The following is a 23,831-nucleotide window of genomic DNA, read 5'->3' as shown; positions in this document are numbered from 1 at the left end:
TTTTCCAGCCTCCCGGCGGGGTCCGATAGAGGCCAAGAGCATCACAAAAAGCCCTCCTGCAAAGGAGGGCTTTTTCCGCTTTTCACTTGGTTCTATTTCCCAGCGCGGCAGCGCAGTATGGCCGTCCGGACTACCGGACTTTACGGAGATTTTACAGGATGCACTGGAAAATTCCCCTTTTTTCCGCTATGATAGAGATAATACCATGGAGAGATGGGGAAAAACGCAGAAATGGGAAAAACCATTGTCCCTGCTGCTCTTTTCCAAACTTGAAACAGGGGGTTTTGTTATGCTGTACTCGATCATAGATGTAGGCTCCAACTCCATCCGCATGACGGTTTTCCGTCACGAAAATGACACGCTGGATATGCTGATGAACAAAAAGAGCATGGCCGGTCTGGCCGGGTATGTGGAAAAAGGCGCTCTGAATGAGGCGGGCATCAAAAAATGCTGCGAAGAGATCCGCAGCTTTGTGAACCTGGCCCAGAACCTGGAATGCAGCCATATTTCCATCATCGCCACCGCTTCCCTGCGGAACATCAACAACCTGGAAGAAGTGCAGACCGCCCTGGAAAGCGCCGTGGGCAGACGGGCCGAAGTGCTCACCGGCCAGGAGGAAGCCCGGCTGGATTTCGTGGGCGCTTCCCATTACCTGAATGTGCAGAGCGGCGTGATCATCGACATCGGCGGCGGCAGCACCGAGCTGGTCCAGTTCAAAGACGGCCAGATCCAGCACCTTACCAGCCTGCCCATCGGCTCCCTCAACCTGTATACCCAGTACTCTTCCTCCCTCTTCCCCACGGAAAAGGACCGGAAACAAATGCGCCAGCGGGTGAAAAAAGAGTTTTCCGCCATCGACTGGCTGCCTCTGCAAGGACCTGTCACTCTCTGCGGCATCGGCGGCACCGCCCGGGGCTTTTTCAAGCTGTGCCGTGAGCTTTACAATGTGCCCAAAAGCCAGACCGAAGTGGACGCCGGGTATGTACACGAGATCAACAAAAAGCTGAAAAGCCAGGATTTCCGCCAGCTGCAAAGCATCTACCGGGTGGTGCCCGACCGGGTGTTCACCATTCTGCCCGGCATGACCATCCTCAACCAGGCCGTGAAGAAATTCGGCGCAGAACACTTTGTCGTCAGCAAACCTGGTATCCGGGAAGGTTATCTCTTTGACCGGATCCTCCGCAGCTAACCACGGCAGGAAAAGGAGAAAACATCCATGACCCTCAAATCAAATTGCAGTTATATGCAAAACCGGGAGCTTTCCTGGCTCCGGTTCAATCACCGGGTGCTGGAAGAGGCCAGCTGCCCCACCATCCCGCTGCTGGAACGGCTGAACTTCGTCAATATCTTCACCACCAACTTAGACGAGTTCTTCATGGTGCGGGTGGGCAGCCTCACCGATTACATGACCTATGCTCCCGACTACCTGGACAACAAAACCGGCATGACCGCAGCGGATCAGCTGGAAGCCATCTTCCAGACCTGCGCTCCTCTTTATAAGGAGCGGGACCGGGCCTATGCCGCCGTTATGCACCAGCTGAAGAAAAACGGCCTGACTGCCCTCCGGGTGGAGGATCTGAACCGGGATGAGCAGAAGGAAGTGGAACGATACTTCAAATCCTCCATTCTGCCGGTGCTCTCCCCCCAGATCATCGACCCCCGCCACCCCTTCCCCCACCTGAACAACAAGCAGCTGACGGTGGCGGCCACCCTGGAGCAGAAGGACCACCGGCTGCTGGGGCTCATTCCCCTGCCCTCCATGATCCAGCGGCTCTTCTTCCTCTCCGGGGAGGAACGCCGGTTCCTGCTGGCCGAGGACATCATCCGCTTTTATGCGGAAAAGGTGTTCCAGATCTACAAGGTGAGCCATGCGGCGGTGATCTGCGTCACCCGCAACGCCGACCTGGACACCGACGCCGGGTTCGACGAGGATCTGGATTACCGGCAGTACATGAGCAATATGCTGAAAAAACGCCGCCGTCTCACTCCGGTGCGCCTGGAGGTGCAGGGTGCTCTGGCGGAGGAATCCATGAAGTTCCTTTGCCAAAAGCTGAAGCTGACCCCGCCCCAGGTATTCTGCAGCCAGACCCCCCTGGATCTCTCCTTCTGGAGCCAGCTCCCAAAGGTGCTCTCCCCGTCCCAGCGCCAGGAGCTGGTGCTGCCTCCCTTTGTGCCGCAGAGCAGCCCGGCCTTCTCCGGCCGGGGCTCCATCACCGAGCAGCTGCAAAACCAGGGGGATGTGCTGCTGTCTTTCCCCTTTGAAAGCATGCAGCCTTTCCTGCAGCTGATCCGGGAAAGTGCCTTTGACCCGGATGTGATCTCCATCAAGATCACCCTGTACCGCATTGCCCGGCAGTCCAAGCTGGCCGAGTCCCTGATCTCCGCCGCGGAAAACGGCAAGGAAGTCACCGTGCTCATGGAGCTGCGGGCCCGCTTCGACGAACAGAACAACATCGAATGGGCCAACCGGCTGGAAGAGGCCGGATGCCGGGTGATCTACGGCATGGACGGCTATAAGGTCCATTCCAAAATCTGCCTGATCACCCGCCGGGAACAGGGCCAGGTGCGTTACATCACCCAGATCGGCACCGGCAACTACAACGAAAAAACGGCTAAGCTCTACACCGACTATTCCTATATGACCCGCGATCCGGTGATCGGGGCCGATGCCGCCGCCTTTTTCGCCAACATGGGCCTGGGCAATCTGGAAGGGATCTACCAGAAGCTGTGGGTGGCGCCGGTGAGCTTCAAGAGCAACATTCTGGCGGGCATCGACGAGCAGATCCGCCTGTGCCGGCAGGGACTGCCCGGCCGCCTGACCTTCAAATGCAACAGCGTTACCGACAAGGACATCATCCAAAAATTGCGGGAGGCCTCCCAGGCCGGGGTGCAGATCCGGATGCTGGTGCGGGGCATTTGCTGTCTGCTGCCCGGCGTACCCGGGGAGACCGAGAACATCCATATCCGCAGTCTGGTGGGCCAGTTCCTGGAACACTCCCGGGTCTATTGCTTCGGGGAAGGGGAAAACTGCCGCCTGTACATTTCCTCCGGGGATATCATGACCCGGAACACCGAGCGCCGGGTGGAGATCGCCTGCCCCATCCTGCCGGAACATCTGCGCCGTCAGATCCTGTCCATGCTGGACACCATGTTCCGGGATGATGAGAAGGCCCGGATCTTGCAGCCCGACGGCACCTATGCCCTGCCCCCTCAGGGAGAGACCCCTCTGTGCGCCCAGGAGCATTTTATCTCCCATCTGCCAAGGTTCGCTCCACCCAGGAGCCAGAGTCTTCGCTGCGGCGAAGACGACCAAAAACCCCATAAAGGGATTTTTGGTCTTGGCAGCGTGTTATTTCGTCGTAAGACGAAATAGCGGCGAGCCGCCGCTCCCATACTGCGGCAGCGTGACGCTGCACCCATACTGCGCTCCCGCGCCCGGTTATGCAGCCAAGCTGGGTAGATTTGTTTGACTTCACAATCCCCCCTTGCATGGCTTTGCCATGCTGTCCCCCCTTTGCACAAGGGGGGCTTTTCTTTACCTAGGTGCACACAACGGGCCTTTTCCGCGGCACTAGGCACTGGTGGGGGCCCCGCCGGGAGGCTGGAAAAGGGTCGGGGAAAAACCTAGTTTTTCCCCGAGAGCCAGCGGCGGCGTTACCTACCGGCTTGCAAGTTATTTTGGCCTTGTGCCAAAATAACACGCCGCGGGCGGCCCAGGAGGGGCCCGGCGGCTTGCGCCGGGAAGAAGCCTGGGGCAGCCTTCACCGCAGTGAAGGCTCTGGCTCATGGTGGATTTCGCTATTTTTCCGTCCTTTTTTTGGGCAAATATCGTCGTGATTTTTCTTTACAAATCAAATAAAACGGCTTATGATATATGGTAACATTCTGGTATTCTGCCCGGAGGGCCGAACAAGCCGGATCTTTATTTTGTAAGTCAGAGGTGAACACCTTGCAGATCGGTATCGACATCGGTTCCACCACCATCAAATGCGTGGTGCTGGACAAAACGGGCTCCATCCTCCTCAGCCGGTATGAGCGCCATTATTCCCAAATCACCGAAAAGACCACCGAAATGCTCCGCTCCATCCGGGAACTCTACCCGGCGGAACAAAGCATTTCCCTGGCCATCACCGGCTCGGCCGGCATGGGCATGGCCCAGGGCTGCGGCATCCCCTTCGTGCAGGAGGTCTATGCCACCCGTCTGGCCGCCAATACCTACCTGCCCGGCACCGATGTGATCATCGAACTGGGAGGTGAGGACGCCAAGATCCTCTTCCTCACCGGCGGCACCGAAGTGCGGATGAACGGCACCTGTGCCGGCGGCACCGGCGCCTTCATCGACCAGATGGCTACCCTGATGAAGCTGACCCCCGACGAGATGAACGAGCTGGCCGGGCAGGCCGCCGAGACCTATACCATCGCTTCCCGCTGCGGCGTCTTTGCCAAAACCGATATCCAGCCCCTGCTCAACCAGGGAGCCAAAAAGGCCGATATCTCCAAGAGCATCTTTTTCGCCGTGGTCAACCAGACCATCGCCGGCCTGGCCCAGGGCCGCCCCATCCAGGGGAATGTGGTCTATCTGGGCGGACCCCTCACCTTCCTCAGCCAGCTGCGCGCGGCCTTTGACGAAACCTTGCACCTCACCGGCATCTGCCCGGAAAATTCCCTCTATTATGCCGCCCTGGGCTCGGCCCTCTCCGCCCGGGAAGAGCTGAAATTGGATGAGATCATCCATCGTCTGGAATCTTCCGGCGTCACCGGCCACTACGCTTCCATCGCCCCCCTCTTCCAGGATCAGGAGGAATATGAGGCCTTCCGCCTGCGCCATGAAAAGGCCCAGGTGCCCACCTGCGACCCTGAAACCTACCAGGGGCCGGTGTACCTGGGGGTGGACTCCGGTTCCACCACCATCAAGGCGTTGGTCATCACTCCCGATGGCGCCATTCTCCGCTCCCTCTACCTGCCCAACAACGGCAACCCGGTGCAGGTGGTGCGGGAGTTTCTGCTGGAATTTTACAAGGACTTCCCCAACCTGCCCATCGGGGCCAGCGCCGTCACCGGCTATGGCGAGGAGATCGTGCAGAACGCCCTGCTGATGGATCACGGCGTGGTGGAAACCATGGCCCACTTCACCGCCGCCAAACGCTTCCTGCCGGAAGTGGAGTTCATCATCGACATCGGCGGCCAGGATATCAAGTGCTTCAAGATCAGGGGCGGCGCGATCGACAATATTTTCCTCAATGAAGCCTGTTCCTCGGGCTGCGGCTCTTTTTTGCAGACCTTCGCGGGTGCCCTGGGCTATTCGGCGGCCGATTTTGCCAAGCTGGGCCTTCTGGCCGACGCTCCCGTGGACCTGGGCAGCCGGTGCACCGTGTTTATGAATTCCTCGGTAAAGCAGGCCCAGAAGGACGGGGCCTCGGTGGAGAATATCTCCGCCGGACTGTCCATCAGCGTGGTGAAAAATGCCCTCTATAAAGTCATCCGTGCTTCCAGCCCTCAGGAGCTGGGCCAGCATATCGTGGTGCAGGGCGGCACCTTCCTCAACGACGCCGTGCTCCGGGCCTTTGAGCAGGAAATGGGGGTCCAGGTGGTGCGGCCCAGCGTGGCCGGGCTGATGGGCGCCTATGGCGCGGCCCTCTATGCCATGGAGCGGCAGAAAGGCCCCTCCACTCTGCTGGGGCCGGAGGAGCTGCAAAACCTGACCCACAAGGTCCAGGCGGTGGAATGCGGCCTGTGCCAGAACCACTGCAAGCTCACCGTCAACCAGTTCGGCTCGGACCGCCGCTTCATCAGCGGCAACCGGTGCCAGCGGCCTGTGACCCGTCGGGCCGCCGGAGATCTGCCGGACATTTACGAATACAAGCTCCAGCTGCTCCATTCCTATCACCCCATCCGGGGCAAACGGGGTCAGCTGGGCCTGCCCATGGGTCTGAATTTCTATGAACTGCTCCCCTTCTGGCACGCCTTCTTCACCAAGCTGGGCTTTGAGGTCATCACCTCTCCCCCCTCCAACCGGGCCCTCTATCTCCGGGGCCAGGGGAGCATCCCCTCGGATACCGTGTGCTTCCCCGCCAAACTGATGCACGGCCATGTGCAATCCCTCATCGATCAGGGCGTGGGGCGCATATTCTATCCCTGCATGACCTATAACTTAAATGAACACAAAGGGGATGGCCACTATAACTGCCCGGTGGTGGCCTATTACCCGGAAGTGATCTCCGGCAATATGCCCCTGCCTTCCGATGTGGTGCTCATCACCGATTACATCGGCCTGCACCGTCCAAAGGATTTCACTCACAAAATGACCGCGATCTTGCAGAAGTACTTCCCCGACATCACCCGGAAAGAGGTGCAGGAAGCACTGAAAGCCGGGCAGCAGGAATACGACAACTACTTCGCCCAGGTGCGGGCCCGTGGGGCCGAGATCATCCGTCAGGCCCGGCAGGAACATAAGCCCATCATGGTGCTGGCTGGGCGGCCCTACCATGTGGACCCGGAGATCAACCACGGCATCGACAAGCTGATTTGCTCCTGCGGCGCGGCGGTGATCAGCGAGGACTGCATCAGCCAGGAGGAAGCTCCCTTCCGCACCGGCGTGCTCAACCAGTGGACCTACCACGCCCGGCTCTATGCCGCCGCCCGGCACATCCGGGATCAGCAGGACATGAACCTGGTGCAGCTGGTGTCCTTCGGCTGCGGCCTGGACGCCATCACCACCGATGAAGTCCGCTCCATTCTGGAGAGCGAAAACAAAATATACACCCAGATCAAAATCGACGAGATCACAAACCTGGGCGCTGTGAAGATCCGGCTGCGCAGTTTGCTGGCCGCTCTGGAAGCGCCGGAAAGAGCAGGAGGAAAGTAACTACCATGGCCAAATTGCAGTACGATAAACAAGGGCGGCTGATGTTCACCCAGGAAATGCGCCGGGAATATACCATCCTGGTGCCCAACATGGCCCCCATCCATTTCCGCATTCTGGAAAGCGTGCTCCGCAGCCACGGCTATCGGGCAGTGCTTCTCCATAACTGCGGCCCCTCTGTCACAGAGAACGGGCTGAAATATGTGCACAACGACACCTGTTACCCGGCCCTCCTGGTCATCGGCCAGATGATCGACGCCCTGAAAAGCGGCAATTATGACCCCGACCGCACCGCCCTGCTTCTGTCCCAGACCGGCGGCGGCTGCCGGGCTTCCAACTACATCCATCTTCTGCGGAAAGCCCTCCACCGGGCCGGTTTCGACCAGGTGCCGGTGATCTCCCTGAATGTTTCCGGCCTGGAGAAAAACAAGGGCTTCCGGCTCACCCTGCCCCTGCTGCGTCAGGCCATGGCCGCTCTGGTCTATGGCGACCTTTTGATGCTCCTTTCCAACCAGGTGAAGCCCTATGAGACCGAAAAGGGCCAGGCCATGGCCATGGTGGAGACCTGGAGCCAGCGGCTGGTGCAGCAATTTGAACAGAAGAGCGGCTACGGCAAAAAGGAGATCGCCCAGAACATGGGTGAGATCGTCCGGGATTTTGCCCGCATTCCGGTGCATATGACCCCCAAAGTGAAGGTTGGGGTCGTGGGCGAGATCTATGTGAAGTATTCCAAGCTGGGCAACAACGATCTGGAAGGACTGCTGCGCCGGGAGGATTGCGAAGTGATGATCCCCGGGGTGCTGAATTTCGTGATGTACTGCATTGAAAACAACATCACCGATGTGGAGCTCTATGGCGGCAGTCCCATCAAGGCCATGGTGGCGAAGAAGATCATGGACTACCTTTGCGGCATTGAAAAGGCCATGATCGACGCCGTATCCCAGGAGCCCCGGTTTCAGGCCCCCTCCCCCTTTTACCACACCAAGGAGCTGTCCCGCGGGCTGATCGGCTCGGGCTGCAAGATGGGCGAAGGCTGGCTGCTCACCGCCGAGATGGCCGAGCTGATCGACGCAGGGTTCCAGAACATCATCTGCACCCAGCCCTTCGGCTGCCTGCCCAATCACATCGTGGGCAAGGGCATGATCCGCAAGCTGAAGGAGATCTATCCCGATTCCAACATTGTGCCCATTGACTATGACCCCAGCGCCACCAGCGTCAACCAGGAAAACCGGATCAAGCTGATGCTGGCCATCGCCCGGGAAAATCTGGAGAAAAAGACCACTCCCCTGGCCTATCCTCAGAAAAAGCAGGAGCCGGTGTCCCACGCGGCTTCCTCCTCGGCCACCTGCTAAGTCCCACCAGCGTGACGCTGGACCCAAACTGCGCTCCCGCGCCCGGCAGCAGAATTTAGCTGGTTGGCTTGTTTCGCTTCACGATCCCCCCTGCATGGCTGCGCCATGCTGTCCCCCCTTTGCACAAGGGGGGTCCGGTGGCCGGACGGCCAAACTGCGCTGCCGCGCCCGGCAAGTCCGATGCAGAAAGGCAAAGACGGCTCCCTTGTGCAAAGGGAGCTGTCGGCGAACGCCGACTGAGGGATTGACGGCGAGCTCCCGCACCCGACAATAGAAAACCAGCTGAATCATTCCCCCGGCTTCACAATCCCCCCTGCATGGCTGCGCCATGCTGTCCCCCCTTTGCACAAGGGGGGCTTCTCTTTGCCCGGGTCAACACAACCGACCAAGACAAAGAATCACGCTGGCCCAGTGCCTGGGCTCTCGTTCCTCTCTTTGCCCAGGCAAACACAACCGGCCAAAGCAAAGAAAATATGGCCGTCCGGCCACCGGACCCAGGATCGCAGGTTGGCCCTTACCGGTGTTGGCTCGCCAGCACCGGAGCATGGAGGCGCAGCAGCGCATCCCCACCGGAGACAGGAACGGGTGCGGGGCCACCCCGCCTCAAATGCGGTATGACAATGTCATCAGGCTTTCGCTGAAATGAACATTCTCCACCGGCACATGGATGCCGTCCAGATGAAGATCCGCACCGGTGAAATTCCAGATGCCCCGGATGCCCCAGCTGCACAGCTTGTCGGCCACATCCCGGGCCGCCTGACGGGGCAGGGTCAGAATGGCAATATCCGGCTGGTGCCGCTCCACATAGCTTTCCAGTTCCTGCATATCCAGCACCGGCACCCCGGCCACATGACCGCCGAACAGCTCCGGCCGCACATCAAAGGCCGCGGTGAGCTGGAACCCGCTTTGATCAAACTTGAAGTTGGTCATCAGCGCCCGGCCCAGATTACCTGCGCCGATGAGCACCGCTGTATGGTTGTTGTCCAGCTTGAGGATCTCCCGGATGGAAGCCCGGAGATTCTCCACATTATAACCATAGCCCTGCTGGCCAAAGCCGCCAAAGCAGTTGAAATCCTGCCGCACCTGGGAGGCCTTCAGGCCCATCTTGGCCGCCAAGACCCCGGATGAAATGCGGGCCACGCCGTTCTGGTGCAGCTCATTCACATACCGATAGTACCGGGGCATCCGGCGGATCACCGCCATTGAAATCTTTTTTTCTTCCATTTTGCCTATTTCTTCCTTCCACGGGACTGTTTCCGGGCGATGGTCCACCTGTTCCCGTTTTCTTACTACAATGAGTTATCAACATTGTCCACAGAGTTATCCACAACCGGAAATCCCTGCTTTTTCAATGGGTCCCGGCCTTTTTCGACCTTTTGTTCTGGTTTAACAAGGTGTTATGCTCTGTTTTGACAATGGGGATCTTGCGCTTTTCTCGTCTCTTTTTTGGTGCGATCTGTGATTTTTCACAGCATCACAGCGCCGCGCTCACATCCTCCGAAAGAGGCATGGTGGCATAGCAGTTCTGCTCTAAGGTGCCGGTGTGCCCGGCCAGAAATTCATAGTAGGCCTGGCAGGCGATCATAGAGCCGTTGTCCCCGCAAAGACGCAGGGGCGGCAGGAAAAGCCGCAGTCCGGCCTTCCCTGCTTCCTCTTCCAAAAGACCGCGCAGTACCGAGTTGGCCGCCACGCCCCCGGCGATCACCAGGGTATCCCGCTTTCTTTCCCGGGCCGCTTCCAGCATCCGGGGCACGATGGCCTGGGCCACGGCATGGCATACCCCCGCCGCCAGATGGTGTTTTTCCACCTGCTGCCCCTTCTGGCCTAAGTTGTGCACCAGGTTGATGGCGGCGGTTTTCAGCCCGGAAAAAGAGAAATCCAGAGCGCTGCCCGCCACATGGGCCTGGGGCAGATCGTAAAAATGGGGGTCTCCCTGCTGGGCCAGTTCATCCATGGCCTTGCCGCCGGGATAAGGCAGGCCCAGGGTGCGGGCGATCTTGTCGAAGGCCTCCCCTGCCGCATCGTCCCGGGTGGTGCCCAGCACTTCCATGCGGGTGTGATCCTGCACATCGGCCAGGACGGTGTGGCCGCCCGAGGCTACCAGCGCCAGAAAAGGCGGCTCCAGATCCGGGAAGGCCACGAAATTGGCGGCGATATGGCCCCGGATATGGTGCACCGGCACAAAGGGCACGCCCCAGGCCTGGGCGCAGGCCTTGGCGAAGTTGGCCCCCACCAGAAGGGCCCCGATCAGCCCGGGGGCGCAGGTGGCGGCCACGGCGTCGATCTCCTCCGGCCCCACCCCGGCCTGCTCCAGGGCCTGCTGGGCCACCAGGCTGATTTTCTCGATGTGCTTGCGGGAGGCGATCTCCGGCACCACGCCCCCATACAGGGCGTGCATATCGGCCTGGGAATAGATCACATCGGACAGAATGGTCCGGCCATCCTGACTGACGGCCGCCGCCGTCTCGTCACAAGAGGTTTCTATGGCTAAAATCTTCATATTGTTCTCATTCCTTTTCTGCGGGGTGTCCCCGCTGCCAAAACTCTCCCAGGCTGTATGCGTTGCCAGGCCCAGGTGCTCCGGGTGTGATAAACCATCACCCGGTAGGGGCCATCTTGCAATCCTGGCCCAGTGCATCAGAAAAGGCCAGTTGTGCCCACCCAGGCAAAGAAAGTTATGGGTCCAGCGTCACGCTGGCCCGGCGATTTTATCGCCGGGAAGAAGCCTGGGGCAACACCCGCCGCAGCGGGTGTTCTGGCTCTATGCTGGCTTCAGTGCCATCAAAAGCGCATCTTCCGGAGGGGATCGGTAATAGCCGGGGCGGATACCGGTTTTCTGAAAGCCGAACTTTTCATAAAGGGCCTGGGCGGCGCTGTTTGACACCCGCACTTCCAGGGTCACAAGGTTCATGCCCTCCCGGCGGCAGAAACCCAGCATGGCCTCCATCAGAAAGGAAGCCACTCCCTCCCGGCGGCACGCCGGAGATACCGCCACATTGGCCACCTGGCATTCATCCAGCACCATCCGGGTGCCGATGTACCCCAGCACCTCCCCGTTTTCGGTGCACACAAAGTACCGGGCCAGAGGACTGTTCAGCTCATCCCGCAAGGCGCTTTCGCTCCAGGGGTCTGTGAAACAGGCCCGCTCGATGGCGGCGATCGGAGGAATGTGTTCCTCCCGCAGCTCCTCCACCTGCCACAGCGTCTTATTTCTTTGCTTCATACCAGTTCTCTCCCTGGCTCACATCGGCAGTCAGGCGCACCGACAAGGGGAAGGCCCCTTCCATCTCCTCTTTGAGAAGGGCGCTGACCTGCGCCGCTTCCTCCCGGGGCGCTTCGATGATCAGCTCGTCGTGGACCTGGAGCAGCAGCCGGGCCTGAAGGCCTTCCTTTTCAAGCCTGCGGGCAACCGCCACCATGGCCGCCTTGATGATGTCGGCAGCCGTTCCCTGGATGGGAGTGTTCAGCGCCAGACGCTCTCCGAAGGAGCGGATATTGAAGTTCTTGCTGCGGAGCTCGGGCAGGTACCGGCGGCGGCCCCACAAGGTGGTGACGAACCCTTCCTGCCGGGCCTTTTCCTTGATCTCTTCCATATACCGGCGCACGCCGCTGTATTTTTCCAGGTAGCTGTCAATATAGCCCTGGGCCTCCTTCTGGGACACATGAATGTCCTCGGAGAGAGAAAAGGCGGAAATGCCGTAGACAATGCCGAAATTCACCGCCTTGGCATGACTGCGCATCTGGGGCGTGACAAACTCCACCGGTACGCCGAACACCTGGGAGGCGGTGACGGTGTGGATGTCCTCCCCTTCCAGGAAGGCCCGCTTCATAATGGGGTCATCGGCGATATGGGCCAGCACCCGCAGCTCGATCTGGGAATAGTCGGCGTCGATGAGCACCCAGCCGGGCCTTGCCACAAAACACCGGCGGATCTCGGCGCCGATCTGCTGACGCACCGGGATGTTCTGCAGGTTGGGCTCGGTGCTGCTGAGACGCCCTGTGGCGGTGATCATCTGCTGGAAGGTGGTGTGCACCCGTCCATCGGCTCCCGCCAGCCGGCTCAGGCCGTCCACATAGGTGCTTTTCAGCTTGGTCAGCTTCCGGTATTCAATAATGAGGGGCACAATGGCATGGCTGTTTTTCAGTTTTTCCAGCACTTCAATGTCGGTGGAATAGCCCTTCTTGGTCTTTTTGACGGCTTTGAGTCCCAGACTTTCAAACAGGATATGCCCCAGCTGCTGGGTGGAGTTGATGTTGAACTGCTCCCCGGCCAGGCGGTAGATCTCCTGTGTCAGCTCCTCGATCTGGCTGCCGAGAGAGGCCCCGAAACAGAGAAGCCTTCCGGTGTCCAGCAAAAAGCCCTCCCGCTCCATCTGGCACAAAACGGGAACCAGGGGCAGCTCCACTTCACAAAGGAGTTTTTCCATTCCCTCTTCCCGGATGCGCTCTCCCAGGGTTTCATGGAGCCGTCCCACGGCCCGACAGTGCTGGGCCAGGGCGGACAGGGCCATGCTCTCCGGGTTCAGGGGAGAAAAGGCGTCCTCCCCGGTGTAGTGGCTCTCCGGAAGCAGGTGCGCCCCCAGATAGGCCGCAGCGGTTTTCTCCAGGGTGTAGCCGCCGGCGGTGGGGTCCAGCAGGTAGCAGCTGAGGGCGGTGTCCCCTTTTAACCCCTGGGGACAGATGCCCCCTTCCAGCAGGGCTTTCCAGGTGGGCTTGGCGTCGCAGAGCACCTTGCCCCCTGTTCCCTGGAAAAAGTCCCGGAGGAAGCCCATGAAGGCTTCTTCCCCCAGATGCTCCCGGGTGAAGAGCAGCACTTCCCCCTCTTTCTCCAGGGCCAGGGCGTGGAACCCCGGGTCCAGGCGGCAGGGGGTGTCCTTCCCGGAAAAGGCTTGCAGCAGGTCTTGCAGTTCCTCCGGCTGGGCCAGGCGGTAGTCTGCGGAGATCTCCCGGGCCTCCGGCGTATCCAGGCTTTCCCCTTCGCCTTCCAGCCCCAGACGCTTGGTGAGGGCGGAAAACTCCAGCATGGAAAAGAGCCGGAACAGTCCCGGTTTGTCCATCTCGCCCCGGCTCAGGCTGGGGAGAGCGGCGGTGATGGGGGCGTCCACCACGCCCAGGGCCAGCTCAAAGCTCAAACGGGCGCTGTCCTGCCCGGCTTGCAGCTTCTTTTTCTGGGAGGGGGTGAGGGACGGGTCCTCCAGGTGCTCATAGACCCCATCCAAAGAGCCGAACCGGGTGAGCAGGCTCATGGCGGTTTTTTCCCCGATGCCCGGCACGCCGGGGATGTTGTCGGAAGCATCCCCCATGAGGGCTTTCAGATCGACGATCTTATCGGGCGACAGGCCCTGGTAGCTTTCCCGGAAGGCCTGCTCGTCATAGTCCTTATAAATGGTCTGGCCCATTTTGGTGGTCACCAGCTTGACGGTGGCCCCTTGGGCGATGAACTGGAGACTGTCCCGGTCACCGGTGACGATGACGCAGTCCTCCCCTTTTTCCCGGCAGAGCCGGGCCAGGGTGCCCAGAAGGTCATCGGCTTCAAAGCCCTCCAGCTCCATGCGGGCAATGCCCATCTTGTCCAGCACTTCTTTAATAATAGGCATCTGCTGGGCCAGCTCATCGGGCATGCCCTTCCGCTGGGCCTTATAGCCTTCGTATTTCAGATGGCGGAAGGTTTTCGCCCGCATATCAAAGCAGACGCATACCTGCTCCGGCTGCTCTTCCTCCAGCAGCTTGAGTAAGATATTCACAAAGCCATATACTGCATTGGTATAAAGCCCCTGCCGGTTGGTCAGCAGGCGCACGGCATAAAAAGCCCGGTTCACCAGGCTGTTGCCATCAATGGCCATCAATTTCATGGTGTTTCTCCTCCCAGCGGTCCCGTGTCGGGACGGCCAAACGGTGCTGCCGCACCCGATCACACGGGACCGGCCCTGGTTCTGTTGCCCAGCGCGGCAGCGCAGTATGGGTGCAGGGCCTCCCTGTTATATTATCTTCGTTTTCGGGGAGAATTGCAAGAGACCTTGGAAAACTTCCTCCAAAGTTTTTTAAAAGTTTTTCAGATTTTTTTAAAAAAGGTGTTGACATTCTGAAAAATATAGCTATAATAAATTATGCGCTCAGGGCCACGGCCCAAAGCGAAAAACAAAATAGCGGGATTGTGTAAGGGTAGCACGACAGACTCTGACTCTGTTTGTGAGGGTTCGAATCCTTCTCCCGCTGCCAAACTGAAAGGCCCCGGAAACCTTGAAAATCAAGGCTTCCGGGGTTTTTTCGTGCTGTTTGGAAAATTTGCTGCATCCGGTTTTCCCGGGATTTTGGCGGTATTGGTGGTGGAGAAGTGGTGGAGAAAACAATGGAAATATATTGAATCTTTTCTCCTTGAATCCACTCCTCCTTTTTTCTTCTCTTAAATTTGCTTCTGTCTCCTTTCTTTTATCCGGCCTGCGAGCCAGGGGCGGGTGCGATGCCGGACAGCAGCATCGCCCGGGCGGCGTTCTGCTTTTCCTCGTGGAGCCTGTGACGGCGGCTCTGGCCGCCCATCTGGATGGTCACCGTCATTTCCCGGATGCGGTCATAGATCCGCCTGTCCCCTTCCTCCCTGGGATTCTGGAACTGCTCCCAAGTCAAGTTGGTGGTGACCAAAATCGGCTTGCCGCTGGCATAGCGGCTGTCGATGATCTGATACACCGCCTCTTTCATGGCGTCGCTGCCCCGCTGGGCTCCCAGATCGTCCATCACCAGCAGGTCATAGGCGTTCAGGCTGCGGAGAAACACGGCCCGCTCCTCCCCCCAGCCCAGGGCGTTGGCCATGCGCACCAGGCTGGCCATGAGCACCGGCACTCCCTGCCGGGTCAGCTCATTGGCCACGCAGGCGGCGGCAAAGGTCTTGCCGGTGCCCACGCCCCCGTAGAGATACAGCCCCAGATTCTGTTTTTTCATCTCCGGCCACTTCTGGCAGTAGCGGCGCAAGGCCTCCATCACCCGTGGATTGGCTCCGTCGTCCCCCTCAAAGGTCCATTTCCGGTAGGCCGGGTCCTGGACAGCGGCGGCCCGCTTCCGCTCCAGGGCCTCTATCCGCTGCCGCGCCTCCATTTCCTCCAGCTGCCGCCGCACTTTCTCGCTTTGGCACCGGCACAGGCAGGCCACCTTCCGCTGCATCCCAAACAGTTCCACCCTGGTTTCCTTCCGGCTATGGCAGGCGCCGCAATGGAGCAGGCCGTCCTGGATATAATCCCCCGGAAGGTGCTCTGCCCGGCGCTGGGCCAGGGCTTCGATGGTGGGGTCTGTCATAGGGTCTCACCCCCGTACAGCTCCTCTTCCGCCGGTTCCAAAGGCTCGTCCTCCCACCGGCCCTGGTTCAGCCAGGTGGCCGGGTGTGGAATGAAGCGGCCCCCTTCCTCCTGCCACTGAAGAGACCCCTTCTCCCGCCGGATGGTCTCCAGCATCTGTTCCAGCAGCTCTTCCCCGGGGTTCAGCTTCTGAAATGCTTTCAAGGCCGCCCCTTTCCCCGCTTTTCGGGGATACGCCGACCAAAAGCGGTCGAATCTTCCCCCAAGGGGGGATGGAAGGGGGATATTTTCTCCTTTGTCTTTTCTTTCTCCTTTGCCTTTTCCTTGGCTTTTTTCGTTTTCGAAAAAACCCACTGGGTTTTTTGGCTTTTTGGGTCTGCCACCGCTTTTTCCATTGATGGCGTTCTTCTCACACTGTCTGGTATATTTTGCGTTGTCCCGGTCGATCTGGCTTTTGATGATGGGGAACACAAACCGCTCGTTGCCGCTGAGGTGCCCGGCGTCGCCCGTCAATGCGTAGTTCAGCATTGCCGTCAGCAGCCGGCCCCGCTCGGCGTCGCTCAGGGCCTGTATGGCATCCAGGTAGGAATGGTACAGGCAGATATATTCTCGCGCCATTGTGTTTCTTCCTTTCTCTGCTTTTCTTGCCTCTATCCTACCACCACTCTTACCGTCTTTTTCGTCCGGCGGCAGCGTGACGCTGCACCCAAAACTCGCTGAAGGCTGTATGCGTTGTTTGCTCCTGTGCTCCGGTGCTGGCGAGCCAACACCGGCAGGAGACAAGGTGCAGTCCCAGGCAGAGTGCAGAACAATGGCGAATAAAAAGGCTCCCCACAGGGAGCCTTTTTATTTGAACGCTGCCAGGATTGCACAATCCCCCCTGCATGGCTGCGCCATGCTGTCCCCCCTTTGCACAAGGGGGGTCCGGTGTCCGGACGGCCATACTATCTTTGCCTGGGTGGACACAACCGGCCTTTTCTGCGACACTCTGCCAGGACTGCACAATAGCCCCTACCGGCGGAGCCGGAGCATCGAGGCCAACAGCGCATACAGCCGGGGAGAGTTTGGCGGCGGGGACACCCCGCCGGCGTCACGCTGCTTGTGATTTTTTTATCGATTTTTAGGAAAAATCGGCGTTTTCGGCCTTTTTATTTCGTTTTGAAAGAAAAAACGGGGGAAAAGCGTTTTTCCGTCATTGACTTCATTTACCAGCTCCTGTATGATGTATACAACAGATCCCCGGTACCATTTTGGGGGAGAAATTCCATGAGGAAAGAGGTCGCGCACCATGGCAAACATCGATCTGAGCAAGTATGGCATCACCGGCATTTCCCAGATCCTCCGCAACCCCTCCTATGAGACTTTGTTCGAAGAAGAGACCCGGCCCGGGCTGGAAGGCTTTGAAAAAGGCCGGCTGACGGAGCTGGGGGCCGTCAATGTGATGACCGGCGTCTACACCGGCCGCTCCCCCAAGGACAAATTCATCGTCATGGACGAAAACTCCCGGGACACCGTGTGGTGGACCTCCCCGGAGTTCCCCAACGACAACAAGCCCGCTTCCCGGAAGGCCTGGGAGGAATGTAAGAAACTGGCGGTGCAGTCCCTTTCGGGGAAAAAGCTCTATGTGATGGATGTGTTCTGCGGGGCCAACCCCCAAACCCGCATGGCCGTGCGCTTCATCATGGAAGTGGCCTGGCAGGCCCATTTTGTGAAGAATATGTTCATCCAGCCCACCGAAGAAGAACTGGAGCACTTCGAGCCGGACTTCGTCTGCTATAACGCCTCCCATACCCCGGTGGAAAATTATCAGGAGCTGGGGCTGCATTCCCCCACCGCCGTGCTGTTCAACATCACCTCCCGGGAACAGGTCATCCTCAACACCTGGTACGGCGGAGAGATGAAAAAGGGCATCTTCTCCATGATGAACTACTACCTGCCCCTGCAGGGCATTGCCTCCATGCACTGCTCGGCCAACACCGATCTCAGCGGCCAGAACACCGCTCTGTTCTTCGGCCTGTCGGGCACCGGCAAGACCACCCTGTCCACCGATCCTCACCGGCTGCTCATCGGCGACGACGAGCACGGCTGGGATGAGCACGGCATCTTCAACCTGGAGGGCGGCTGCTATGCCAAGGTCGTGGGCCTGGACAAGGAATCCGAGCCGGACATTTACCACGCCATCCGCCGGAATGCCCTTCTGGAGAATGTGACGGTGCAGGAGGACGGCCAATGCGATTTTGCCGACAGCTCGGTCACCGAAAACACCCGGGTGTCCTACCCCATCGCCCACATTGAAAAGAGAGTGCAGCCCCGGTCGGTGGGCCCCCACGCCAAGCATGTGATCTTCCTGTCGGCCGATGCCTTCGGGGTGCTGCCGCCGGTGTCCATCCTCACCCCGGAGCAGACCCGGTATTACTTCCTCTCCGGCTTCACCTCCAAGCTGGCCGGCACCGAGCGGGGCATCACCCAGCCCACCCCCACCTTCTCCGCCTGCTTCGGCCAGGCCTTCCTGGAGCTGCATCCCAGCAAATACGCCCAGGAGCTTTTGCGGAAGATGGAGCAGAGCGGCGCCCGGGCCTACCTGGTGAACACCGGCTGGAACGGCACCGGCAAGCGCATCTCCATCCACGACACCCGGGCCATTATCGATGCCATTCTGGACGGTTCCATTCTGAAGGCCCCCACCAAGCGCATCCCTTATTTTGATCTGGAAGTGCCCACCGCCCTGCACGGGGTGGACGGCGGCATCCTGGACCCCCGGGATACCTATGCGGACAGCGCCCAGTGGGAGGAAAAGGCCCGGAACCTTTCCGCCCAGTTCGAAGAGAATTACAAAAAATACCGTTAATCCCAGCGGTGGCGGAGTGCCTCCGCTCCCGTTCCTGTCTCCGGTGGGGATGCGCTGTTTGCCATATTGCTCCGGGTGTGATAAACCATCACCCGGAAGGGGCCGGGGTGCAATCCTGGCCAAGTGCCACAGAAGGGGCCGGTTGTATGCTGAGCAGCAAAGACGCCCCCCTTGTGCAAAGGGGGGTGGCGGCTTGCGCCGCCGGGGGGATTGGCGGCGAGCCGCCGCGGCCAAGCGGTGCTGCCGCACCCGGCAGGTTGTGTGAGGAAAAGCAAAGAAAGTATGGCTGTCCCGACACGGGACCGCCCTTGTGCAAAGGGAGCTGTCGGCGAACGCCGACTGAGGGATTGACCCGGTGTCTTCGCTTCCAAGTGATGCTGCTGCACCGGGCTGAATCATTTACCCGGCTTCACAATCCCCCCTGCATGGCTGCCCATGCTGTCCCCCCTTTGCACAAGGGGGGCTGCGGAGTGCCTCCGCTGGTCCGGTGGCCGGACGGCCATACTGCGCTCCCGCGCTGGGCAAGCAGCGTGACGCTGCACCCATACTCTCCCCGGCTGTATGGGCCCGGGGCCTCGATGCTCCGGCTCTGCCGGAAGGGGCCTGGGTGCAGTCCTGGCAGAGTGCTACAGAAAAGGCCCGTTGTGTGCACCTAGGCAAAGAAAAGCCCCCCTTGTGCAAAGGGGGGGACAGCATGGCGCAGCCATGCAGGGGGGATTGTGAAGCGGATTGCATCATTTTGCTTGGCTGTGTTGCCCAGCGCGGGAGCGCAATATGCCAGCGGCGGAGTGCCGTAAGGAGACTGTTTTTATGGATATGGACAAACTGACAAGCACCCTGGCCCGGGAGATCGGCCGGGATGCAAAGCAGGTGGCAAATGTCATCACCCTGCTGGAGGGCGGGGCCACCATCCCCTTCATCGCCCGCTACCGGAAGGAGCTGCACGGCTCCATGGACGACCAGCTTCTGCGGCAGCTCTGTGACCGGCTCCAGTATCTGCGGAACCTGGAAGGACGGAAAGAAGAGATCCGCACGGCCATCGAAAACCAGGGCAAGCTCACCGATGAACTTTCCCAGGCCATCGAAAACGCCGCCACCCTGGCCGAAGCCGAGGACCTGTACCGCCCCTATAAGCAGAAGCGGCGCACCCGGGCCACCATCGCCCGGGAAAAGGGCCTGGAGCCTTTGGCCCAGCTGCTCTTTGAGCAAAAGCGCAGCGGCCCTGTCCCGGAGGAGGCCGCCCGGGATTACTCAGGGCCGGAAAAAGGAGTGGAGACGGTGGAGGACGCCCTCCAGGGGGCGAGCGACATCATTGCCGAATGGCTCTCCGACGACGCCGCCATCCGCAAGACCCTGCGGGAACTGGTGCTGCGGCAAGGCTCCCTGCACTCCGCGGCCGCCACCCAGGAGGACAGCGTCTATCGGCTGTATTATGACTTCTCCTTCCCTCTCCGCAGGCTCCAGGGCTATCAGGTGCTGGCCATCAACCGGGGCGAGCGGGAGAATATGCTGAAAGTCAGCGTTCAGCTGGACCGGCCAAATGCCCTGATACCCCTGTGCCGGGCGGTGGTGCGCCCCGGCACTCCGGCCATGGCCTTTGTGAAGGCTGCCGCCGAGGACGCCTATGACCGGCTGATCTTCCCCTCCCTGGAGCGGGAGGTGCGCGCCCTGCTCACCCAGCAGGCCGATGAAGGGGCCATCCATACCTTTGCCCTCAACCTGCGGCCCTTGCTGATGCAGCCGCCGGTGAAGGGCAAGGTGACCATGGGCTTGGACCCGGGCTACCGCATGGGCTGCAAGGTGGCGGTGGTGGATGCCACCGGCAAGGTGCTGGACACCACGGTGGTCTATCCCACCCATGGAGCCCGGCAGAAGGAGGAGTGCATCCGCACTTTGTCCCAGATGATCGCCCGGCACCAGGTGGAGTGCATCGCCATCGGCAACGGCACCGCCAGCCGGGAGACCGAGCAGATGACCGCCCAGCTGATCCGGCGCATCGGGGGCGGGGTCAGCTATATGGTGGTCAGCGAGGCGGGGGCCTCGGTGTATTCCGCCTCCCCTCTGGCGGCGGAGGAATTCCCCCAGTTTGATGTAAACCTCCGCTCGGCGATATCCATCGCCCGCAGGCTCCAGGACCCTCTGGCCGAGCTGGTGAAGATCGACCCCAAGGCCATCGGCGTGGGCCAGTATCAGCACGATATGCCCCAGGCCCGGCTGGGTCAGGCCCTGGATGGGGTGGTGGAGGACTGCGTCAATGCCGTGGGCGTGGATGCCAACACCGCCTCTCCTTCCCTTTTGCAGCGGGTCAGCGGGCTTACTGCCGCCACCGCCAAGAATGTGGTCCACTACCGGGAGGAAAAGGGCGCCTTCCAGAGCCGGAAGGAGCTACTCAAGGTGCGCGGCCTGGGGCCCAAGGCCTATGAGCAGTGCGCCGGGTTTATCCGCGTGCCCGAAAGCCGCCAGGTGCTGGACCGCACGGGAGTGCATCCGGAAAGCTATGCCGCGGCCCAGGCACTGTTAGAGGAATGCGGCTTCACCCTTTCTGATGTGGAAAAGGGAGCTTTGGGACATCTGCCGGAAAAGGCGGAGGCCATCGGGCTGGAAGAGCTGGAAGAGCGGATCGGGGCCGGGGTGCCCACCCTGCGGGACATTCTCCGGGAGCTGTGCAAGCCGGGCCGGGACCCTCGGGAGGAGCTGCCCCCGCCTCTGCTGCGCACCGATGTGATGGAGATGAAGGATCTGAAGCCGGGCATGGAGCTAAAGGGCACGGTGCGCAATGTGGTGGATTTCGGGGTGTTTGTGGACATCGGGGTCCATCAGGACGGCCTGGTGCATATCAGCAAGCTGCCCCAGCGGGTACGGCATCCCTCCCAGCTGCTTCAGGTGGGGGATGTGGTCACCGTATGGGTGGAAAAGGTGGACGAAGGAAAAAAACGCATCAGCCTGACCATGTGTCCCGTGTCGGGACGGCCATAACTCGCTGAAGGCCCTCTGCTTGCTCCGTATTCATCGTCTTCCCTCCTTTGCGGGACGGAAGTGCTTCCCGCCCCTTCCCCCATCTATGCTGCTCCGTGATAGCGCAGTCAGATGCAGTATAGACAACCGCAGTCAGATGCAGTATAATAAAGCCAAAATTTCAGTCTGGTGATACCCTATGAAACGCTGCATCATACGCCTGGCCCTTGTTTTCCTCGTTCTGTTCCTGATCAGCCTATTTTTCCGCTTCACCGTAGGCGGAGAGCTTTGGGAGACCTTGTGCATCACCTTCGCCGTGACGGCCTACCATTTCTGGATGCGTCTGGGGGTGGGACAGCTTTTGGATCACACATTGCAGAACAATGTGGATTTCACCAAGCCATGGTTCCGGCCACGACGGTTTGAACCCTTTCTATACCGGACGATCCGGGTGAAAAAATGGAAAAAACATATGCCCACCTATGATGCGGCGTATTTCGATATCAGAACGCACAGCATCACCGAGATCATAAAGGCTGGCTGCCAGGCCGAGATCGTGCACGAGATCATTATTGTTCTGAGTTTTTTGCCGGTGGGCCTTGCTTTCTGGTTTCGCCCGGCCGGTGTGTTCCTGGCCACTTCTTTTCTGTCCGCTCTGGTGGACAGCTTGTTTGTCATCATGCAGCGATACAACCGGCCCCGCTTATTGAAATTGATCAGCCGGTGACCCCGGGGCAGCGTGCCTCCGCTGTCATACTGCGCTGCCGCGCTGGGCAAGCCCAGTGCCTGGGCTGTCATACTCTCTTTGCCCAGGCAAGCACAACGAGCCAAGGCAAAGACAGTATGGCCGTCCGGACACCGGACCAAAGACAGTATGGCCGTCCGGCCACCGGACCTCCCTTGTGCAAAGGGAGCTGTCGGCGAACGCCGACTGAGGGATTGAGGGCACATGGCTGACGACACTCACACCCGGTGGCTGGTATCATCCAGACAGCTGAGTGCCGTCAATCCCCCCTGCATGGCTTTGCCATGCTGTCCCCCCTTTGCACAAGGGGGGCTTTTCTTTGCCCTGCGGCACTGGGCCAGGACTGCACCTTGTCTCCTGCCGGTGTTGGCTCGCCAGCACCGGAGCACAGGAGCAAACAGCGCATAAAGCCTTCAGCGAGTTTTGGCTGTCCGGACACCGGACCTTCACTTGTCGTAGGTTTTGAAGTGGGTACCAAAGACCTCGCTCACTTCCGAGATGAGCATAAAGCACTCCGGGTCCACCTGATGCACCAGCTTTTTCAGGGCCGAGATCTCGTGGCGGCGCACCACCACCATCAGCACGGTCTTTTCCTCGCCGGTATACATTCCCTTGCCGCCGAAACCGGTGCAGCCACGCTGGAGGTTCTCCAGAATGGCCCGGGCCAGCTCCTCCGGCTTGTTTGTGATGATCAGCCCTTCCTTCTGCCGGTCGGAGCCGTCCACCATGGTGTTGATGATCACGCCGGTGAGATACTGCACAATAATGGCATACAGGGCGCTTTCCACGCTCTTATAGATCAAGGAACAGGCGATGATGACCAGGCCGTTCATCACCAGGTTTGCATTGCCGATGCTGATATCGAACTTCACATTCAGGTACTTGGCCAGGATATCGGTGCCGCCGGAGGTACCGCCCCATTTGAACACCATACCGATGCCGCCCCCCAGGATGATGCCGCCATACAAAGCCGCCAGCAGCCGGTCCCCTTCGAACAGGGGCAGGAAGGGCCCCACCACATCGATGAACACCGAATAGGACACCGAGGACACAATGGTTTTGAAGAAAAATTCCCGGCCCAGCAGTTTGTAGCCGAAGATGAACAGGGGCACATTGAGCACAATGCTGGCCACGCCCAAAGGCAGGCCGGTGATGTAGTTGCCGATCAGGGCAATACCGGCCACGCCCCCCATGGAGATCATCGCCGGTTTGATGAAAATGGCGATGCCCGAGGCAAAAATGCAGGAGCCCAGCACAATGAGCAGATAATCCAGTATCAGATCGGCTTTGGGATTTTCCAGAGTCTTTCGCATGATTTTTATTTCTCCTTTTTCCAGGGCTTCATGGCAAGGATCTGCTCAAACAGCAGGCAGACCCGCTCTTTTTGCCCGGTAAGATAGAGCCAGCCGAACAGGGCCTCCAGGCCGGTGGCATGGGCATAATCCTCCGGCGAGGCGCTTTTGGGGGCGGCGTGGGAATGGCAGTTGCGGCCCCGGAGAAAAACTTGCTTTTCTTCCTCGGTGAGCGCTTCCTCCCGCAAAAGCCCCCGGATGGCCCGGGCCTGGGTCTGGGCCCGCACCAGTTCCACCGTCCGCTGGTGCATCTGCCGTGCCAGGCCCCCCTTCTGCCCCACCACATAGGTGCGGGCCATCAGCTCATAGACCCCGTCGCCCACATGGGCCAGAGCCAGACTGCTCAGGCGCAGCAGTTCTTCTTTTGACAGTTCAGGGAAAAATAGTTCCGTAACAGTTCCTCCTTAACAGTTCCTCCTTGGGGTCTCCCC

Annotated in this window: 14 protein-coding genes, 1 tRNA gene and 1 pseudogene; 8 read left to right on the top strand and 8 right to left on the bottom strand. The window is 59.8% G+C overall.

Annotation, left to right across the window (positions count from 1 at the left end; genetic code table 11):
- Positions 1 to 289: 289 nt before the first annotated feature.
- From KQI26_RS04830 to KQI26_RS04815, 4 genes and pseudogenes are all read left to right on the top strand, one after another.
- On the top strand, positions 290 to 1,189 hold the full coding sequence (locus tag KQI26_RS04830) for a phosphatase (protein WP_216503446.1): 900 nt from the start codon (positions 290 to 292) through the stop codon (positions 1,187 to 1,189).
- Positions 1,190 to 1,210: 21 nt separating this feature from the next.
- Positions 1,211 to 3,373, top strand: a pseudogene (gene ppk1, locus KQI26_RS04825) (polyphosphate kinase 1); the annotation flags it as partial.
- 576 nt (positions 3,374 to 3,949) lie between these two features.
- Positions 3,950 to 6,865: an acyl-CoA dehydratase activase-related protein gene (locus KQI26_RS04820; protein ID WP_216503444.1), complete on the top strand. Its 2,916-nt coding sequence runs from the start codon at positions 3,950 to 3,952 to the stop codon at positions 6,863 to 6,865.
- A 5-nt stretch (positions 6,866 to 6,870) separates the two neighbouring features.
- Positions 6,871 to 8,214, top strand: a complete 1,344-nt coding sequence (locus KQI26_RS04815) for a 2-hydroxyacyl-CoA dehydratase (RefSeq protein ID WP_216503443.1) — start codon at positions 6,871 to 6,873, stop codon at positions 8,212 to 8,214.
- Positions 8,215 to 8,817: 603 nt separating this feature from the next.
- On the opposite strand, the gene KQI26_RS04810 is transcribed toward KQI26_RS04815, so the two are convergent.
- From KQI26_RS04810 to polA, 4 genes are all read right to left on the bottom strand, one after another.
- Positions 8,818 to 9,438: a redox-sensing transcriptional repressor Rex gene (locus tag KQI26_RS04810; protein WP_216503442.1), complete on the bottom strand. Its 621-nt coding sequence runs from the start codon at positions 9,436 to 9,438 to the stop codon at positions 8,818 to 8,820.
- Between the two features lie 250 nt (positions 9,439 to 9,688).
- The gene (tsaD, locus tag KQI26_RS04805) at positions 9,689 to 10,714 is read right to left on the bottom strand and encodes a tRNA (adenosine(37)-N6)-threonylcarbamoyltransferase complex transferase subunit TsaD (protein ID WP_216503441.1); all 1,026 of its coding nucleotides are present in this window, start codon (positions 10,712 to 10,714) and stop codon (positions 9,689 to 9,691) included.
- A 261-nt stretch (positions 10,715 to 10,975) separates the two neighbouring features.
- Complete coding sequence (gene rimI / locus KQI26_RS04800) at positions 10,976 to 11,437, bottom strand: ribosomal protein S18-alanine N-acetyltransferase (RefSeq protein WP_216503440.1); 462 nt, start codon at positions 11,435 to 11,437, stop codon at positions 10,976 to 10,978.
- A complete protein-coding gene (gene polA / locus KQI26_RS04795; RefSeq protein WP_216503439.1) occupies positions 11,421 to 14,066 on the bottom strand; it encodes a DNA polymerase I in 2,646 nt (881 codons plus the stop codon). Before polA ends, rimI begins: the two co-directional genes overlap by 17 nt.
- Positions 14,067 to 14,359: 293 nt before the next feature.
- On the opposite strand from polA, the gene KQI26_RS04790 reads away from it, so the two are divergent.
- Positions 14,360 to 14,433 (top strand) — tRNA-Gln (locus KQI26_RS04790).
- Between the two features lie 210 nt (positions 14,434 to 14,643).
- Here the strand turns inward: KQI26_RS04790 and KQI26_RS04785 are convergent.
- Positions 14,644 to 15,501 carry an ATP-binding protein gene (locus KQI26_RS04785; protein ID WP_216503438.1) on the bottom strand — a complete coding sequence of 286 codons (858 nt, stop codon included), beginning with the start codon at positions 15,499 to 15,501 and terminating at the stop codon, positions 14,644 to 14,646.
- Positions 15,498 to 16,118 (bottom strand): DUF6291 domain-containing protein, encoded by a 621-nt coding sequence (locus KQI26_RS04780; protein ID WP_216503437.1) that lies wholly within the window; start codon positions 16,116 to 16,118, stop codon positions 15,498 to 15,500. The genes KQI26_RS04785 and KQI26_RS04780 overlap by 4 nt, the downstream gene beginning before the upstream one ends.
- A 670-nt stretch (positions 16,119 to 16,788) precedes the next feature.
- On the opposite strand from KQI26_RS04780, the gene pckA reads away from it, so the two are divergent.
- From pckA to KQI26_RS04765, 3 genes are all read left to right on the top strand, one after another.
- Positions 16,789 to 18,348, top strand: coding sequence for a phosphoenolpyruvate carboxykinase (ATP) (gene pckA, locus KQI26_RS04775; protein WP_216503436.1), 1,560 nt, complete (start codon positions 16,789 to 16,791; stop codon positions 18,346 to 18,348).
- 816 nt (positions 18,349 to 19,164) lie between these two features.
- Positions 19,165 to 21,324 (top strand): Tex family protein, encoded by a 2,160-nt coding sequence (locus KQI26_RS04770; RefSeq protein WP_216503535.1) that lies wholly within the window; start codon positions 19,165 to 19,167, stop codon positions 21,322 to 21,324.
- A 178-nt stretch (positions 21,325 to 21,502) separates the two neighbouring features.
- Entirely contained in the window at positions 21,503 to 22,030 is a 528-nt protein-coding gene (locus KQI26_RS04765; protein ID WP_216503435.1) for a hypothetical protein, read from the top strand.
- Positions 22,031 to 22,494: 464 nt separating this feature from the next.
- Here the strand turns inward: KQI26_RS04765 and KQI26_RS04760 are convergent, their stop codons facing one another.
- Both KQI26_RS04760 and KQI26_RS04755 read right to left on the bottom strand, forming a co-directional pair.
- Positions 22,495 to 23,361, bottom strand: a complete 867-nt coding sequence (locus KQI26_RS04760) for a YitT family protein (protein WP_216503434.1) — start codon at positions 23,359 to 23,361, stop codon at positions 22,495 to 22,497.
- A 5-nt stretch (positions 23,362 to 23,366) separates the two neighbouring features.
- Positions 23,367 to 23,723, bottom strand: a complete 357-nt coding sequence (locus tag KQI26_RS04755) for a Mini-ribonuclease 3 (protein ID WP_371744083.1) — start codon at positions 23,721 to 23,723, stop codon at positions 23,367 to 23,369.
- Positions 23,724 to 23,831 lie beyond the last annotated feature (108 nt).

Origin of the sequence: Intestinimonas sp. MSJ-38, from assembly GCF_018917925.1 — a bacterium.
In the GTDB taxonomy this organism is placed as follows: domain Bacteria; phylum Bacillota; class Clostridia; order Oscillospirales; family Butyricicoccaceae; genus Pseudobutyricicoccus.
This window is presented reverse-complemented; position numbering and strand designations above follow the sequence as displayed.

Excerpts from the sequence above, each read along its gene's own strand:
- KQI26_RS04770 (WP_216503535.1), top strand. The coding sequence starts at position 19,165 with ATGGACAAACTGACAAGCACCCTGGCCCGGGAGATCGGCCGGGATGCA.
- rimI (WP_216503440.1), bottom strand. The coding sequence starts at position 11,437 with ATGAAGCAAAGAAATAAGACGCTGTGGCAGGTGGAGGAGCTGCGGGAG.
- KQI26_RS04815 (WP_216503443.1), top strand. The coding sequence starts at position 6,871 with ATGGCCAAATTGCAGTACGATAAACAAGGGCGGCTGATGTTCACCCAG.
- polA (WP_216503439.1), bottom strand. The coding sequence starts at position 14,066 with ATGAAATTGATGGCCATTGATGGCAACAGCCTGGTGAACCGGGCTTTT.
- KQI26_RS04765 (WP_216503435.1), top strand. The coding sequence starts at position 21,503 with ATGAAACGCTGCATCATACGCCTGGCCCTTGTTTTCCTCGTTCTGTTC.
- tsaD (WP_216503441.1), bottom strand. The coding sequence starts at position 10,714 with ATGAAGATTTTAGCCATAGAAACCTCTTGTGACGAGACGGCGGCGGCC.
- KQI26_RS04760 (WP_216503434.1), bottom strand. The coding sequence starts at position 23,361 with ATGCGAAAGACTCTGGAAAATCCCAAAGCCGATCTGATACTGGATTAT.
- KQI26_RS04830 (WP_216503446.1), top strand. The coding sequence starts at position 290 with ATGCTGTACTCGATCATAGATGTAGGCTCCAACTCCATCCGCATGACG.
- KQI26_RS04785 (WP_216503438.1), bottom strand. The coding sequence starts at position 15,501 with ATGACAGACCCCACCATCGAAGCCCTGGCCCAGCGCCGGGCAGAGCAC.
- pckA (WP_216503436.1), top strand. The coding sequence starts at position 16,789 with ATGGCAAACATCGATCTGAGCAAGTATGGCATCACCGGCATTTCCCAG.
- KQI26_RS04810 (WP_216503442.1), bottom strand. The coding sequence starts at position 9,438 with ATGGAAGAAAAAAAGATTTCAATGGCGGTGATCCGCCGGATGCCCCGG.
- KQI26_RS04780 (WP_216503437.1), bottom strand. The coding sequence starts at position 16,118 with ATGGCGCGAGAATATATCTGCCTGTACCATTCCTACCTGGATGCCATA.